At 43.1% G+C, this 15,054-nt stretch carries 11 protein-coding genes; 4 read left to right on the plus strand and 7 right to left on the minus strand.

What is annotated here, in order from left to right:
• Positions 1-7: 7 nt before the first annotated feature.
• The 4 genes from LU361_RS09835 to LU361_RS09850 all read left to right on the plus strand — a co-directional run bounded on the left by LU361_RS09835 (position 8) and on the right by LU361_RS09850 (position 6,946).
• Positions 8-1,261 (plus strand): pyridoxal-phosphate-dependent aminotransferase family protein, encoded by a 1,254-nt coding sequence (locus tag LU361_RS09835; protein ID WP_233088670.1) that lies wholly within the window; start codon positions 8-10, stop codon positions 1,259-1,261.
• Positions 1,262-1,271: 10 nt separating this feature from the next.
• Positions 1,272-2,564, plus strand: coding sequence for an allantoate amidohydrolase (locus LU361_RS09840; RefSeq protein WP_233088671.1), 1,293 nt, complete (start codon positions 1,272-1,274; stop codon positions 2,562-2,564).
• A 358-nt stretch (positions 2,565-2,922) separates the two neighbouring features.
• Positions 2,923-3,807, plus strand: coding sequence for a sulfite exporter TauE/SafE family protein (locus LU361_RS09845; RefSeq protein WP_233088672.1), 885 nt, complete (start codon positions 2,923-2,925; stop codon positions 3,805-3,807).
• A 2,524-nt stretch (positions 3,808-6,331) separates the two neighbouring features.
• On the plus strand, positions 6,332-6,946 hold the full coding sequence (locus LU361_RS09850; RefSeq protein ID WP_233088673.1) for a TetR/AcrR family transcriptional regulator: 615 nt from the start codon (positions 6,332-6,334) through the stop codon (positions 6,944-6,946).
• A gap of 135 nt (positions 6,947-7,081) precedes the next feature.
• Here LU361_RS09850 and LU361_RS09855 read toward each other — a convergent pair whose 3' ends face one another.
• The 7 genes from LU361_RS09855 to LU361_RS09885 all read right to left on the minus strand — a co-directional run bounded on the left by LU361_RS09855 (position 7,082) and on the right by LU361_RS09885 (position 15,045).
• On the minus strand, positions 7,082-7,693 hold the full coding sequence (locus tag LU361_RS09855) for a TetR/AcrR family transcriptional regulator (RefSeq protein ID WP_233088674.1): 612 nt from the start codon (positions 7,691-7,693) through the stop codon (positions 7,082-7,084).
• Between the two features lie 516 nt (positions 7,694-8,209).
• Complete coding sequence (locus LU361_RS09860; protein ID WP_233088675.1) at positions 8,210-9,718, minus strand: M48 family metalloprotease; 1,509 nt, start codon at positions 9,716-9,718, stop codon at positions 8,210-8,212.
• 382 nt (positions 9,719-10,100) lie between these two features.
• Positions 10,101-10,769: a hypothetical protein gene (locus tag LU361_RS09865; protein WP_233088676.1), complete on the minus strand. Its 669-nt coding sequence runs from the start codon at positions 10,767-10,769 to the stop codon at positions 10,101-10,103.
• 11 nt (positions 10,770-10,780) lie between these two features.
• Positions 10,781-11,479: a hypothetical protein gene (locus LU361_RS09870; RefSeq protein ID WP_233088677.1), complete on the minus strand. Its 699-nt coding sequence runs from the start codon at positions 11,477-11,479 to the stop codon at positions 10,781-10,783.
• A 97-nt stretch (positions 11,480-11,576) separates the two neighbouring features.
• Positions 11,577-12,578, minus strand: a complete 1,002-nt coding sequence (locus LU361_RS09875) for a VWA domain-containing protein (protein ID WP_233089525.1) — start codon at positions 12,576-12,578, stop codon at positions 11,577-11,579.
• Between the two features lie 93 nt (positions 12,579-12,671).
• On the minus strand, positions 12,672-13,751 hold the full coding sequence (locus LU361_RS09880) for a VWA domain-containing protein (RefSeq protein ID WP_233088678.1): 1,080 nt from the start codon (positions 13,749-13,751) through the stop codon (positions 12,672-12,674).
• Between the two features lies 1 nt (position 13,752).
• Entirely contained in the window at positions 13,753-15,045 is a 1,293-nt protein-coding gene (locus LU361_RS09885; RefSeq protein ID WP_233088679.1) for a hypothetical protein, read from the minus strand.
• Between the last annotated feature and the right edge of the window lie 9 nt (positions 15,046-15,054).

A 15,054-nucleotide genomic window follows, 5' to 3' on the forward strand; every position in this document is an offset into this window, starting at 1 on the left:
ATAAATTATGTTTGATTACAAAAAACACGGCCAAATTAATCCTCCTGCACGTTTGTTAATGGGTCCCGGTCCAATTAACGCCGATCCGCGAGTGTTGCGAGCAATGTCTGCGCAATTGGTGGGGCAGTACGACCCAGCAATGACGGATTACATGAACGAAACCATGAGTCTGTATCGCGATATTTTTCAAACTCAAAATCAATGGACATTGTTAATTGATGGCACATCACGTGCAGCGATTGAAGCGTGTTTGGTGTCTGCAATTAATCCTGGCGACAAAGTTTTAATTCCGGTGTTTGGTCGCTTCGGTCATTTGCTAACGGAAATTGCCGAGCGTGCCGGTGCTGATGTGCACACGATTGAAGCCCCTTGGGGACAGGTATTTCCTGCCAGTGTCATTAAAGAGGCGATTAAAAAAGTTAAGCCAACCATGTTGGCCATTGTCCAAGGCGACACTTCTACGACTATGTTGCAGCCCTTAGAAGAATTGGGCGAATTTTGTCGGAAAAATGGCGTTCTGTTGTATTGCGATGCTACCGCGTCAATTGTTGGTAATCCCATGTTGGTGGACGAGTGGCAACTCGATGCCGTGTCTTGTGGTTTGCAAAAATGTTTGGGTGGCCCTTCGGGCAGTGGTCCGATTACCTTAAGCGACAACTTTGTTGAGCACATTCGCAAACGCCACCACGTGGAAGCCGGTATCCGCGCTGATCACCATCAAGAAGGCGAAGGTACGCGCATCCGCTCTAATTATTTTGATTTACCCATGATTCTGGATTATTGGAGCGAAGAAAGACTCAATCACCACACCGAAGCAACAACCATGTTGTACGGCGCGCGCGAATGCGCCCGCATTGTTTTGCAAGAAGGTTTGGATAATTGCATCGCTCGTCATCAACTTCACGGTCACGCAATGGCAAAAGGTTTGTCGGCCATGAATTTGGAATTGTTCGGCGATCAAAGTCATAAAATGACTAACGTCGTTGGCGTGAATATTCCCGCCGGTATCGACGGCGAAGAATTACGCAAAGTGTTGTTGTTGGATTTTGGTATCGAAATTGGGACGTCGTTTGGCCCATTGGCGGGCAAAATTTGGCGCGTAGGCACTATGGGTTACAACGCCAGAAAAGACACGGTTTTAACCACCCTAGCAGCACTCGAAACTCTACTCAGAATCGGCGGACATTCCTTTACGGCCAGCGCTGGCATCATGGCGGCACTGGAAGTTTATGCCGAGTCTAATTCATTCAACAACGTTTGATTATTAAGGTATGCAAAAAAAACTGGATCGACATCGCGGTGCTAATCGGTTGCTGAATCGCTGTGAAACCTTGGCAGGTTTTTCGGCATTGAGCGACGGTATTTTACGTGCTTATCTCACGCCCGAGCATGCCCAAGCCAATGCTCAGGTTTCCCAGTGGATGATTGAAGCGGGAATGACCACTTGGCAGGATCAGGTGGGTAATCAGTGGGGGCGATACGAAGGTTCTCTTGAAGGCGCACCTAAGTTAATCATCGGTTCGCATTTAGATACCGTTCCTTACGCCGGTCGCTACGACGGTATTTTAGGTGTGTTGGCCGCGATTGAATTGGTTTCGCAATTAAATTCGGAGAATCGTCGATTACCGTTTGCTATTGAGGTGGTGGGTTTTTGCGATGAAGAAGGCACGCGTTTTGGCACCACGTTAATTGGTTCTAAGGCACTGGCGGGGCAATGGCAAGAAGATTGGTTGGCCATTGAAGATGACTCCGGCGTAACCATGCGCGAAGCGCTGGAGCGTTTTGGTTTAGATCCCAAGCATTGTGCGTCTGCGCAACTCAACCCCGATCAGGTACTGGGTTTTTGGGAACTTCATATAGAGCAAGGGCCCGTGCTTGAAGCCGAAGATTTACCTCTGGGCGTTGTGACTGGCATTGCCGGTGCCAAACGTTCAATGATTAAACTGAAAGGGCAGGCTGGCCACGCAGGGACGACGCCAATGCATTTACGGCGAGACAGCTTAGCCGGTGCCGCCGAGCTGATCTTGTCCATTGAGCGCATTGCCAAAACCATTGGTGGTGATTTAGTGGCAACGGTGGGGCAAGTGTTTTCCAAGCCCGGTGCCGTGAATGTTATCGCCGGACATACCATTCTTTCATTGGATGTTCGTTCGCAAAGCGATTTAGTTCGGGATAACGCGATTGACCAAATTAACGATGTTGCAGAAGCGATTGCCGGACGGCGCAATTTAGAATTGAGTTGGAATCATACCCACCAAGCACCAGCGGTATTGTGTGATGCTGAGTATCAGGCTATTTTTTCTGACGCTATCGAGCAGTCATTTGGTCATGGACTTTCCGTGAAAAAATTGCCTTCCGGTGCGGGTCACGATGCCATGGCCTTGGCAGAAGTTTGCCCGATGGCGATGTTGTTTTTGAGAAGTCCGAGAGGATTGAGTCACCACCCTGACGAAGCTGTGATTCCAGAGGACGTAGCCAGCGCACTGGCGGTGTTGTATCAGGCTATTAATTTATTGGAATTAAGTTATTCTCAAAACGCATTGCAAGGTTCGCAAGTTTCCTAGGTCAATAGCAAAAGTATTGCCCGAGACACTCTGAGTTAAATAAGCAGTTTGGGTTTTTAACAAGTTTGTTTGCCTGTTTGCTTCGTTTATCTTATCTATTTGTCTTTCCCTAATCTGTAACGTGAATTTTCCCTTGGGAAATTCGCGTATCTCTTTATATGCTCCTTACATGTACTCCTTATGTATTTCTTAACGGCGTGTCTTAAAGGACATTTCTTAAATTCTATTTGGCGAGCTGGAAGTGCGTCAGTGCGTTAAGAATCCACTTGAGCAGCAAAATATTAGCTAATATATCTAATGAGTCAGATATCAATTTATCCGGACGGTTTTGGCGTTAATTAGAGGTTCCTGTAATGTAATGCAGCGATTCATTGGCTATACACGAGATTATGCATTTGTCATTTTCCCGCTCCTTATATTAGGTTTCTGGCTGAGTTACCGCGGCCCGGATTGGGCCATCGAAAACTTCAAGATACATTTGTCCATTGCCATCACCATGATTTTTGGGTCATTTGTTGCTGGAGGCACAGCTTTAGGTGGTGGTGCTGTGGCTTTCCCAGTGCTGACGAAATTACTCTCTATCACTCCAATTACGGCAAAATTATTCTCTTTGGGCATTCAAAGCTTTGGCATGACTGCGGCGAGCATTACTATCTTTAGCCGTAAAATACCCATTTTCAGCCAAGCGGCAAAACATACTCTTGTTGGTGCTATTCCAGGGGTGCTGATTTCTTTAATTTGGATTGCCGACAGCTTGCCGCAATTAATGACGAAAACGGTATTCAGTTCTCTGTTGCTGTCGTTTGCGTTTATTTTGATGTTTCTCGGTCATCATCGGATGAAGTGTGATGATAATGACATAAAAGAAATGTGGTTATTTCCCGCAATTGGGTTTTTAGGCGGTGTTCTCAGTGGTGTTGTTGGTTCTGGTGTAGACATCATCCTGTTTGCAACACTCACCATGTTACTAAAAAAAGACTTAAAAAAAGCAACGGCAACCTCGGTAGTGGTAATGGCGGTTATTTCTGTGATTGCTAGCGGCTTTAATTTTTTTATTAATAAAACATTAACTGAGGAAGTTATTAATTGTATTTTTGCTGCCATGCCAATTGTCATTGTTGGCGCACCCGTTGGTGCATTTGTCTGTTCTAAACTGCCGGTTTCAACTGTTTTTTACTCGCTTGTTATTCTTATCTTTATTGAGTCTTCTTTAACTTTTTCAGAGTTATTGTCTCATTTGTGAAAGTTATTCGTAGCTGTGATGCATAAATGTAAAAAGTAAAGCCAGTATTTTTCAGTGATTTTATGAATGTGTACAGAGAAAATAGGGTATTTATATTTCTTTTTTCAAATATAAAATTGAGTGCGCGAGGAAAAATGTTTAGAAATGATAAATTGACGTGACGAAGGATTTGTTGCGTTTTGGAAAATCAATTTTCTGTTTAATGATCTGAATAAAATGCTTGTGGCTTAATGCATTAAGAGCTGAGTTAATCTGTTCTAACGGGGTGGTCTTGATATTACCGATGTTTTAAATATTGATAGCAAGGTTATTAAAAAAATACTGCTAATATTTACCCAGTCTTAATAAATAATAACACCAAGCAAACCCAAAAAAAGAGGATCGGTTCTCAATTGCAGTTACAGGTTTGCAATTGTAAAGGTGTTGGAATCTTGTGAGATTATTTGATAGTTTACTGTTTTGGAACTATTATTAAAAATAGTAGACTGTTAGAAATTTGGCATAACAATGCGTTATCGGGTTTTGGTGTGGTTAAGCTCTCCTTAGTTTAAATACATAATTAGCAAAATATTTGCTCAATGAATCTTACCGGTTCCGTTGCTGTGTTTTTATAAACAGTCGTTAAGTTTATTTATATTCTTAAATTAGTTGAGTTTATTTATATTTTTATAATTAATAGTGGCCTAATTAATATAGTTTTTCCTACAGCTTTTTATATAGAGGGCTTTAGGGTTACCTAAAACTAATAAGGTTATTTAGAATTAAGTAGGCGCTGTAATTGTATTTTTATTTTAGAGGTTAGTTGTTAATTTAAGTTGTTGATTTAATTCGAATGCTGATTTGATTAATTTTTACATTGTTAGAGAACATGTGAAAAATAACGAGGCAGTGTTTGGTTACTCTAAAATAAGACCTTGTAAAATAAGATCTTGATAGAAATACACCTGATAGAGACTTTTTGGTAAAGACTTTTTGGTAAGGACTTTTTGCTAAAGATAAACGTAACCTGAATACACACATTAAATAATTCGGCGTATCAATTTTCTTTGACAGATGCACAAGATTAGTTTGCTTCTTTAATGTCAGGAATCTTTTTCTCTTGGTATTCCATAGATTTGTGTTTATTCAGTAGAAAAACGTTAATATCATTTATCTCACGTCATGCGTAAAATAATTGTAAACACCGGTTTTAAATACCGTTTGTTTTTTAGGTTGTCGTTTATAATTCATTTGTATTCTGAGATGCATATCTTTATTGATATATTCGATGATCCTAAAAATAAAAGCTAATTTCTAAAATAACTTGTAAGCCGGTTTGATCATTTTTCGAAACATTAAATCGTACGATGAATAGTGTCCTATAAATAATTTCGAACCTTGTTGTTTAATTTTTGTCATTGTTTTATTCGGTATTATTTTTCAGATAAATTTAATACCGATAATCGATAGTTTTCTTGATAAGAAATTTTTCATTAAATTTAGCGTGAGTTAATTTTTCCTTAATAGCGTTATTTAATTTTGTATTTTATCAAGCTTTGGAAGACTAGCCGATAACAAAGCATTGGTTGTTATTCTTTGGTACGAATCTAATAGCTAAAGATAACGACTAAAGGATCAGATACATTAAGGTTCTGTATTTATAGAAGTTATCTATAGAAGATGAGCCTGGTTAACCCGCAGTGGGTTTATCGGTAACAGGCAGGCTGGAGATCCGGTTAAACTGGATTAGTAATATAGAAAACACGGTTTTTGTCGTTTTCCCGATTAAATGCCCGGATTTATTAGGTGAGTACTTTACTAGATAGGCGATTCTATTTAGTGGGTAACACTGCTTTAGCTGCGGTTTGTTTATCTTGGTTTAATTCGTGTTGTTACGAATAAATGCTTCGATAACCCAACGAAGGCTGCTGTATTGGCTCCGCTGTAAAATACGCGTTAACTGCTCAAGGTTGTATCTGATTTATTTTTTACATTTGGATAATTTGGTCACAAATTAATAAAAGTGTTGAAGTTAAGTGATCTCTTTTATTAGAGACTACTATTTATCCGATTTTTTATGAGTGTTAGATGCGTTTTGTCGGACGGTAATTTCGATCAATTTTATTGCTGAAAAATATCAGTTATTGAATTTTATATATCGAGTTTGATGGTGTAGATCCAAGCAAGGTTCATAAAAACTCTGAAAATATCAGCAGTAACAATTGTCGCGAATGGTTAATTAGGATGTTGGTTTTACCAATTTTTGCGTATTAAGTGTAAAAATTTATCGTGCTAAAACGCCTTTGAAATTACAAATGTTTTTTGTAATCCGTGTTCAGGATGATGGTTGTTTTCCTGTGAATACAGTTTTTTAGACAAGCAGGGTTTATTCGATTAAATGCGCTTAAATTCCTTTGAATAGTGGTTTAATTTTTTTTTGTGGCGCGTATAATTGCTTTTTGAACGCACGCGCAATATTAGATACACACATTTACAATAATATCATTTACTTTTTTGGCCTTTTTAGGTAGAGAGGAAATACATCATGGCTAAAGCAAAATTTGATCGCACGGAAGTGGTAGATGCTGCAATGCAACTGTTTTGGCAACGCGGATATCAAGCCGCTTCTATGCAAGATGTATTTCAAGCCACCGGTTTGCAGCCAGGTAGCTTGTATAATGCCTTTGGTAGCAAAGCAGGTCTGTTTGAGGAAGCACTGCGCTACTACTCAAAAACCAGTTTTGAAAATTTAACAAAAGAATTAAGCGAAGCGTCTTCAATTGACATCGGTATTTGCAACGTTTTATTAAGAATGATGCGTGAAGCACAAGAAACAGAATACTGCAGCTGTTTTCTTGTTAAGAGTCAATTAGAGCTTAAATCAAGCGGCGATGACGCACTTGCTACTGTTGTTGTTGAGCAGTTAAAGCACTTCGAAGATTTATTTGCAGAAGCATTGCAAACGAGCGAGAGTCCTGAAGAATCAAAAGGTAAAACCACCAGCGTATTACTGAATTTATTCGGAATTCGTGTTTATGGTTACCTTGGCCAAGGCTACGAACACATGCTTAATGGTGTCCGTACTTCATTACCTTGGTTGCCGTGGGAAGAAGCTTTGAATTTGCCAGTTAACGCGTATCCAGCGGCTGTTATTCAATAGTTTAAAACCAGATCGATAAGTGGCACTGTATAGTTTTCAGTAATTGGGCATTTGGTGCCACTTGTTTGTTGGATCTTAAGTTTTCATTATTAGAATTTCAGTGTCGTGTTTTTTTACGCCACATTAACAACTGCGTTACACATCACAACTTTCTAGCGAAAAAGATTCTATTAATTGTGGAATAACTTTTTCTATCTCTTTCAGTTTGTATGGCGAGTTATGTAACTTTGCCATTAAAACCAAACCTTGGATGTAAGAATAAACTTGCTCAGCGGCGTTTTTTACGTCAATGGCAAGATTATTTTCTCGCGCATATTGATCGATGATCGACGCCATTGCCTGTTGAATTTTTGTTGCTTCGTTGATGACTTCGTTGCGAATTTTGTTGTCAATGGTGCTGAGTTCTAAGGTGATGTTGCCCAGAAAGCATCCGCTGACTTTGCCTTCTTCGTCAAACTTTTCTTTAATTCGTTGGGTTAATAAAGCGAGTAATTTCTGGAGCTTTTCATTGCCCGATAAACGTAAATTCTCAAGTGCTTTAATATCGGTTGTGATATTTTCACCGTGCAATTTAATGCATGCAATTAATAAGTCTGCTTTGGAATGAAAGAAGTGGTAAAACGTGCCTTTGTTTATGCTGGCTTCTTCGCAGATTAAACTGGTACTTGTACTGTTATAGCTCTTATTTAAAAACAATCGGTAAGCGGTATTGATTAACTGGGTTTTGCTATCGATTTTAGTTTTCATTGTTTCGCTTCCTTTAGCTGATGGACCACCGTCAGGATTGCTTTATGTAAGATTTCATACCTCTATTTTTCTTGCTAATCCTTATTAGAAAAATCCGAAAGACATTTTATTTATAAACCAACCAGTAGAATGTTGTTTGATCTAGGTTCGAAAGCGGTTAATTGATCTGGAGATGATGATTTCAGGTGTAAAACTTCGGGGGGAAGGAAAGCCTGACGGCATCTCAGTTTTTCTCGTTTCGACAATACGTTAGCTCCCGTGTGAAGCAATTCAGCTGACTTATTTGTCGCCGAATCCATCTTGGGCAGGAACGAGTGTGATCACAAGGCAACCGGTTTCTATTGCTAGCAGAAATTACGTCGATCCAAGAAGTGATGTTGAGGGAGGAATTTAAATGGGCTTTCAATACAACACCCCAACGTTACTTTGATTCTCAGTAAGCGTTGGGGTGTTTTTATCAAGACAGGGTTTGGATAATAGATTGTGGATTAAAGCGTATTTTTCTCACTAATGGTGTTATTGAACAATTTTGATTCGTTCACCTGGCAGAGGCTCTCCACGAGGGTAATAACCGTTGATCAATCTCAATTGTTCTTCGCCGTATTGGCCGAGTTTTAATTGATGTGCCAAACGAGCGAAGGTGGTGTTTTGATTGGCCGTGACGTATTTAATCACTTTAGAGCTGCGTTTTTTCGCCGTTTGTGGTGCTTGTGGTCGCGCCGGTTGAAAGCTGCGAATCGATCGCATGAACAATTGATCGTAATTAACGGATTCGTCTGCTTGCTCTACTTTACCTTGAAGAATGTAGCCGCGATTACCGTGGACTAAAATGGCAATTCGCTCGTCGTTGCCTTCTCCCGATTTAATACCTGTGTGACCGCGAAGACCAAACTGATTTAATGGCTCGGATTGCTTTAATAGATTGACGTTAAATTTATCGCGTAAGACGTCTTCGAAATTTCCTTTCGGATCAACACGAGCAACGGTTAAATTTAGACTGGCGGATTGATCTGCGGGTTCTCCAACAATGGCTTTGTTTTTATTCGAGACCGTCCATTCGTCTGGAAACAACAGAGTAAAGCCAAGGCGATTGTGGGTGTAACGGTTTTCCTTGGGCTGTTTTTTATCCGCCGATTTGGTAGCCGGGCGATCGAAGTTTTCGCCCCAAACTAAACCTTCGGTTTTTTCTTGGAATCTCTCTTCGAATAATTCGCCTCGATTGTTTTGACCGTCTGCCGATTCCACGGCTTCGCGTAAACGTTTGTCGTTTCTGGGGTGAGTTGCGAACACGCCGTGATAGGCAACAAAGCTGCGTTTTTGGTCTTTGGCTTGTTGTTTGGTAAAGCGTTCGTGGTCTTTTAAGATGCCGATAACATCAATCATGGCTTCGCCTGAATAGCCCGCGTTGCGGATGTATTCAGCGCCAAAGCCATCGGCCTCTAACTCCATTTCTCGGCCGTAACCGGCAATGGCGGCATCGCTCCATTGAGCTGCGGCAGAGGCGACGGTAGAGCTGCCAGTGAGGATACCTGCGAACACCGCGCCCACGTTTCTACCGGCGCGAGCAGACTGTTGGCGCACGGCGTGACGCGCGGTAACGTGGGCAACTTCGTGACCTAAAACAGCCGCTAGTTGCGCTTCGTTTTGTAAATACGTAATCAGGCCACGATTGATAAAAATGTACCCCCCAGGCAGGGCAAAGGCGTTGATATCGGGACTGTCGACAACGGTAAAGTGATATTCGATATTGGTGCGATCGCCGGCGGCGGCAACACGTTGTCCGACTTCGTCGACGTACGCGTTTAATTCTTCATCGGTGTAGATCGGTAGCCCCTTAATCATTTCTTCGTAAAGCTCTTTTCCCAAAGAAATTTCGCGGGCGTTGGTCATGGTGACCGTATCGATTTTGCCTGTGGCAGGGTTGATGGCGCAGCCGGGTAAAACAGCTGCACCTAAAATAACGGTTGCTGGTATAACAAGGTTCAGAAACCGTTTTTTAAACGTAAAAGGCATCTTTTTTTTCATGGCAAGAAACTGTTTTTGAGTGTATTCAACAGTGGATAATCGCAACAATGAGTTCTATCGATGATTGCGATTTGCTTTTTATAAAGCCGTTTAGACAGATAATTTTTTGTATTTAGGAGCTTCTGATTAATCTTAAGATCACTCAGGCCAACGAGTTTTTTTCTGATTAAGGCGTGCTTTTGAAGGTCTAACGGGTTAAATCGAAAAAGCACAACGCAGAGCAGGAAAAAACTGGCAGGCTCCGGAGGACGTGTTCTCAAGCGTACATTTACTGTCTTGCCGTTTTTGTTAAGGCCTAACTGTTTGTTAAAGAAAAGGCCATTAATTGCAGACTTACGCTTGAGTTCACGCTGAGTAATTTTGAGGTTAATCAGAGGCTCCTCTATTCTTGGGTTGCAAAGAAGCTTTTTAACTGGGCACCCATGCCTTTACAGGCGCTGTTTTGTACCCGAGCAATAATGGGTATTGGAATGATAATCGCGGGCATATACGAGGTGCCAGAGGCGTCGGCGCTCAGTTGGCCCTCGGTTTTGCGGTTGCGATAATCCCACACCACGGCTTCGTAATCGGACTCTTTATCCCAGGTGCCAAAACCAAAACAACCGGCGCCGCCAACACTGATTGAGCAACCGATGGAGCCTGAGCTGTCGGTGGTTTCTGTTTGGCCATCGATCCAGATAATGTAAGAAACGTTGAGCGCTTCCATGGTGCCGTGAATGGTGGAGTCATCCAAAAATCGTCCCAAATCATTGACGTGTAACGGTGCCGTTCTGGGTTCAAACCACGGGTATAGTGCGTCGACGAATTCACTTTCAGACATCACATTTAAACCGTCGCTGCCGCGTTTTAAGACGTTGCCAACGCAGCTAATTAAGCTCGGTTCGGTCTCGTATTCACTGGAATGACGTCGGCCGAGAACGACTACGGTTTGGTCGGATTCAATGTTAATTCTGTCTTCGCTGGTTCGGTGCTCATCAATGGTTAGTGATGTACAGCCTGCAAACAGGATACTGGCAAAGACAACCAAACAATTCATTACCCGTGTTTTCATGGATGCGTACCTCAGTTGAAATTGTGGTTGCGATTTAACGTCAATAATGCGGCTTGGTTTCCACTGCTTTCGTCTTCGAATGTGTCGGTGTCATCGGATTGCGGCGCGCGTTTTTGTTCCAGCCAGCTTTTCACTTCCGGCACCTTGGTAAAACCTGAAACTAAGCTCGCACCCAAATCTCGCAAAGCGATAACAATGGCTTGATTCATCGCATCTTCTCTGGATTTTAAAAATGCACTCGGGGTTTTACCGTAAGCACTCATAATCCAATCTGCGACCAGATCGCCGTTGCCGGTGTACACCTGCATGTTGTATTTGATCCATACTTCGTAGATTTTTGAATGGGTTTCGCGCGGCGACGAATATTGGAATTCACTGATGGTGGGGAAGAGTACAAGATCGAGATTAGCGGAATTTTCTTCTAATGTGCTCAGCTTTTGACTGTTGGCAAACATCTCTTCAAATACGTTTTCAAACAGTGTTTGATGCGCTTCACCAATGCCGATTTTCCACTTAGAGCGCTCGTCTTCTTTTTCTTCGTAGGTGTAATTTTTGAGTTCGTCGCTGTAGACCACACCCATGGTTATGCCAATGGGCTCAGAGACGGGCTTGGGGAATTTTGCGTTAACAACCAGTGAATTGCTGCAACCGGAAAGCGCTAATACCGACAAAAGAAACAATGTGAATTTTATATTTATGTGACCTAGCATGGTGTTAGTCAATCCTATGTTATTAGGGGTAATGTCGACTGAGCCAGTAATGTTGACGATCCAAATCTATGCAATATTGCGCAGGTGTTCACAATCGTCAGGTTCGAAAATCGTTTAAACCAACAAAGGTTCCACCGTTGCGCCGGGTCAGTTCTCGCATGAGTGCTGCAAATCTTAAACCCGTAGTTTGCAAATTCGCGGGTCTGGAAAACTGAACCGGAAAACCCACGGCGTGAATTCGAACTAAGCGTTCACCTTGAGAATCCTTTCTGTTGAGCCGATCCACGGTGTCGATAACTTGTTTTATCGATGTTCCGGTAAATTCATCCCCTAAGACGTACAAACTGATTTTTTTCCCAGGGTCATAATAGGTCGCAATCGCTTTTTGAATGCCTTCCACCGGGCTACTGTTGCTGAATGGGTTCCAGGTGCGTAAGCGTTGCAAAATAATGTTACGTCTTGCCGGAGTGTCGGGAATCCATTTACCTCGGAAACTATCGAACATGTAATCCCCCATGTCATTCATGACTTGAATGCCTTTCACATTGGGGTAGATGTCGAGGATGTTCACCATCTCCTGCATCATTCGATTCCAGCCATAGTTAAACATACTACCAGAGGTATCAATAATGAAGATGATGTATTCACTATCGACCGGAATACCGCCGACTAAATTGTTTTTACTTTGATAACCCTGGCCTAACAGCCGCTGCATTTCGTCGGTGAGTGATTGCAATGCCAGTTCAAGCTCACCTTTAACCACGTTATCGACGGTATTGGAGCGATTCAGTGCGGCGTATTGTTGCTCCAGTGTTTCGAGTTCAGCTTTTAAAATGGCGATGCGTTTGTCTTCGATATCGAGCTGTTCGTGTTTGGCGGTGAGTTCGCGATTAAACACCTGAGTTTCGCCGCGAATGGTGAATAATTGCTTTTGCAAATCCGCGATAATGCCATCGAGTTTAATTTCAGTTTGTTCTAAAACCTGGGGCTCGACAGTTTTTGTGATCATCAACAACAGAACAATGGCGCCAAAGCCACAGCACACCACGTCGAGAAACGACATGCTGGATTCTTCGCCGGAGCGACGTTTTTTCTTCATTGCCACGGGTTAGTGCTCCTGTTTTTGTTGATCTCAGTGTTGGTCATTGTTACTCATTGTTGCTCACTTAATTTAACACTAGCTCACGCACAGTTAAGGCCAATCTTTTGAGGGCGTGAGAAAAGCCCCTTGGGATATCTGTGCGAGTCGCCAGAAGGCAGAAGACGCAAATGGGTCGCCCTCCATCGGCAACAAAATAGTATTGACGGGAATTCCCCTGGGCAATAATTCCACCGATTCGTTGTATAAATTCAAACGCTCAGCCCCAGTGACGGTATTTTTACGCGAAGCTTTACGACCTTGGGTGGGCAAGCCATCGGTAATAAGAAAAATGTTATCGGGCGTCGGATTCAGCAGTTGTGCGGTGCTAAAGGTGCGATAAAAATTAGTGCCACCTTTGGGGACCACTTGGCGTAAATTATCGATGGCGCGTTCCAGTTGTGCTTTATCACCGACGTTGAGCCAATCGCCCTCGGTGCCCAATAGAGGCGAACTTGCGTCGGTGTTGAACGCGTAAATCTGGTATTGACCATTTTCGGGTAACTGAGCAATCAGCCATTCGACGATGGCGAGGGAGCGCTGCCATTTGGCCGATTGACGCTTGGTTGCATCGTCCATATTTCGGCGACGGATAACGTTGATGAGGGTTTCGTCGAGCATGCTGGCGGAGGCATCCAGCAAAATGAGTACGCGTTGGCCGCCGAGATTAAGCCCGGTTAAATACTGACGATTGCCCTGGCCGACAAAACGACGCACGTTATTGGCATTTTGCTTGGCTTCTTCCTCAATGCGTTTTTTCTCTTCTTCAAGCTCTTTTAATTTATCTTTTAACGATTGAATGGCGGAATTGGGATCGTCTGAGTTGAGCTGTTCGATAGAGCCGCGCACGGCATTGATGTCTTCGTTGATTCGTCTGGCCAGACCTCGTGCTTCGGCTAATTGTTGGTCGACATCAGAAACGGTGTTTTTCGCACGAACTAGGTTTTCTTGACCGACTTTGATTTCTTCTTCCAACAGTGTGACTTCAGCAATCAACTCAGGATTTTTATCCTCAATTTGATTGTCGACGTCGTGTTTAATGATCAAGAAAATCAAAGCAACGGCGCCGAATCCGCAAGACATAATGTCCAAAAACGATAAGCTGAATGTGCTAAATCGACGGGAGCGCGCCATATCAAAGCACCTGAATCATCGTGGCTTGGTGATCTTGGTAGCGAAGGGTATCGCCAATGTTTAATGCGGTTTCTGGCTGCAAGGGAGCGTTATTCACTAACACAGAGTCATCCGCGCTGGTTGCCACAATACCCGATGCCGTTATTGCAAAAGTGACCATTGAACTTGCTTGATTTACGTTGAACTCTGGCGACAGCGTTAGCTTGCTATTTAACGGATAAGCAGTTGCATTAATAAGAATGTGGGTGGGTTGTGCCGAGCTTGCTGAGTAAGCTTTCTCAACAGGTGTGCCAGTGGTTTTGTCGGTGTTTTTTTCGGAGGCGTTGGGGAGTTTTAAACTTTCTATTAATGCGGTTTCGCCGTGGTCATCGCTGAGCTGATCGAAATATTGGCAAGCTGCAGGGCGAATCTGCTCGTTCGTAAGAGCAAGTGCCTGGTCATAATTGCCCGACATTTTCGTAATTTCTGAGGCTACTGGGCTCAGTACAAGTGTGCCAGAACTATCGACAATACTGGCCAGGTGTTGATCTAAGGTTTTGAACAGCGACTGACTGGCTTCCAACAGGTAATTTAGGCTGAGTTTGATGGATTGCCCGGCCAAATCAATTTCACTTTCTCCTGACTCTAAGCCTTGCATCCAAGCATTGAGTTGCAAATACAGTTCTTGTTCGTTATCGGCATTGTGCAGTGGGTTGTAGCGCGTCTGGCGGATAAATTCATCGGCAATGGCACGTGCCCAAATATCTTCCCACTGGGCCATGCCGCACCCGGGCACCAGTAAGGTTTTCTGTTTTAGAGCCGTTCGCTGTTGAATATCAATGTGGGTGATCACCGCTTGATGCAGTAAAAAATCCAAATGAAAGTAGCTACCATCGGGTAAGTTCACTGATTGCAGCAGGGCAGAATCTACAACGCTTGCAACACGTACCGACAAGCTTTGGCAAATACCTAAGATCAACGCTAATTGACGATCGCTGAAGCTGCCCGGTGCCGCGATGATCAGTGTTTCGCACTGCACGGACGACAGCAGCGATTTAAGCTGTTGATACACCAAATCTGCGTTGTGAGTAACGTGAGGGGTATTGCTGCGAATGGGATCAACGCTGACCTGATCCCAAAACTGATTGCTGGCATTGAGTGGGCGCAGGCGATATTGCGCTTTTGCGGGCTCGCCGGTCATTACGCCTTTGTCGTCAAAAATAGCGTAGCCAGGTTGGCATTGGTAACCGTCGGCGCTGTTTAAGCACAACTGATGATCGTTCAGTTCTAGGATAAAAGTAGTGGCTTGAGTCACGTCAGTTTT

Source organism: Sessilibacter corallicola (genome assembly GCF_021290925.1).
Classification (GTDB): domain Bacteria; phylum Pseudomonadota; class Gammaproteobacteria; order Pseudomonadales; family Cellvibrionaceae; genus Sessilibacter; species Sessilibacter corallicola.

What these genes read in the sequence shown, in the direction of transcription:
- LU361_RS09835 (WP_233088670.1), top strand. Translation starts at nt 8, where the DNA reads ATGTTTGATTACAAAAAACACGGCCAAATTAATCCTCCTGCACGTTTG.
- LU361_RS09840 (WP_233088671.1), top strand. Translation starts at nt 1,272, where the DNA reads ATGCAAAAAAAACTGGATCGACATCGCGGTGCTAATCGGTTGCTGAAT.
- LU361_RS09845 (WP_233088672.1), top strand. Translation starts at nt 2,923, where the DNA reads ATGCAGCGATTCATTGGCTATACACGAGATTATGCATTTGTCATTTTC.
- LU361_RS09850 (WP_233088673.1), top strand. Translation starts at nt 6,332, where the DNA reads ATGGCTAAAGCAAAATTTGATCGCACGGAAGTGGTAGATGCTGCAATG.
- LU361_RS09855 (WP_233088674.1), bottom strand. Translation starts at nt 7,693, where the DNA reads ATGAAAACTAAAATCGATAGCAAAACCCAGTTAATCAATACCGCTTAC.
- LU361_RS09860 (WP_233088675.1), bottom strand. Translation starts at nt 9,718, where the DNA reads ATGAAAAAAAAGATGCCTTTTACGTTTAAAAAACGGTTTCTGAACCTT.
- LU361_RS09865 (WP_233088676.1), bottom strand. Translation starts at nt 10,769, where the DNA reads ATGAAAACACGGGTAATGAATTGTTTGGTTGTCTTTGCCAGTATCCTG.
- LU361_RS09870 (WP_233088677.1), bottom strand. Translation starts at nt 11,479, where the DNA reads ATGCTAGGTCACATAAATATAAAATTCACATTGTTTCTTTTGTCGGTA.
- LU361_RS09875 (WP_233089525.1), bottom strand. Translation starts at nt 12,578, where the DNA reads ATGAAGAAAAAACGTCGCTCCGGCGAAGAATCCAGCATGTCGTTTCTC.
- LU361_RS09880 (WP_233088678.1), bottom strand. Translation starts at nt 13,751, where the DNA reads ATGGCGCGCTCCCGTCGATTTAGCACATTCAGCTTATCGTTTTTGGAC.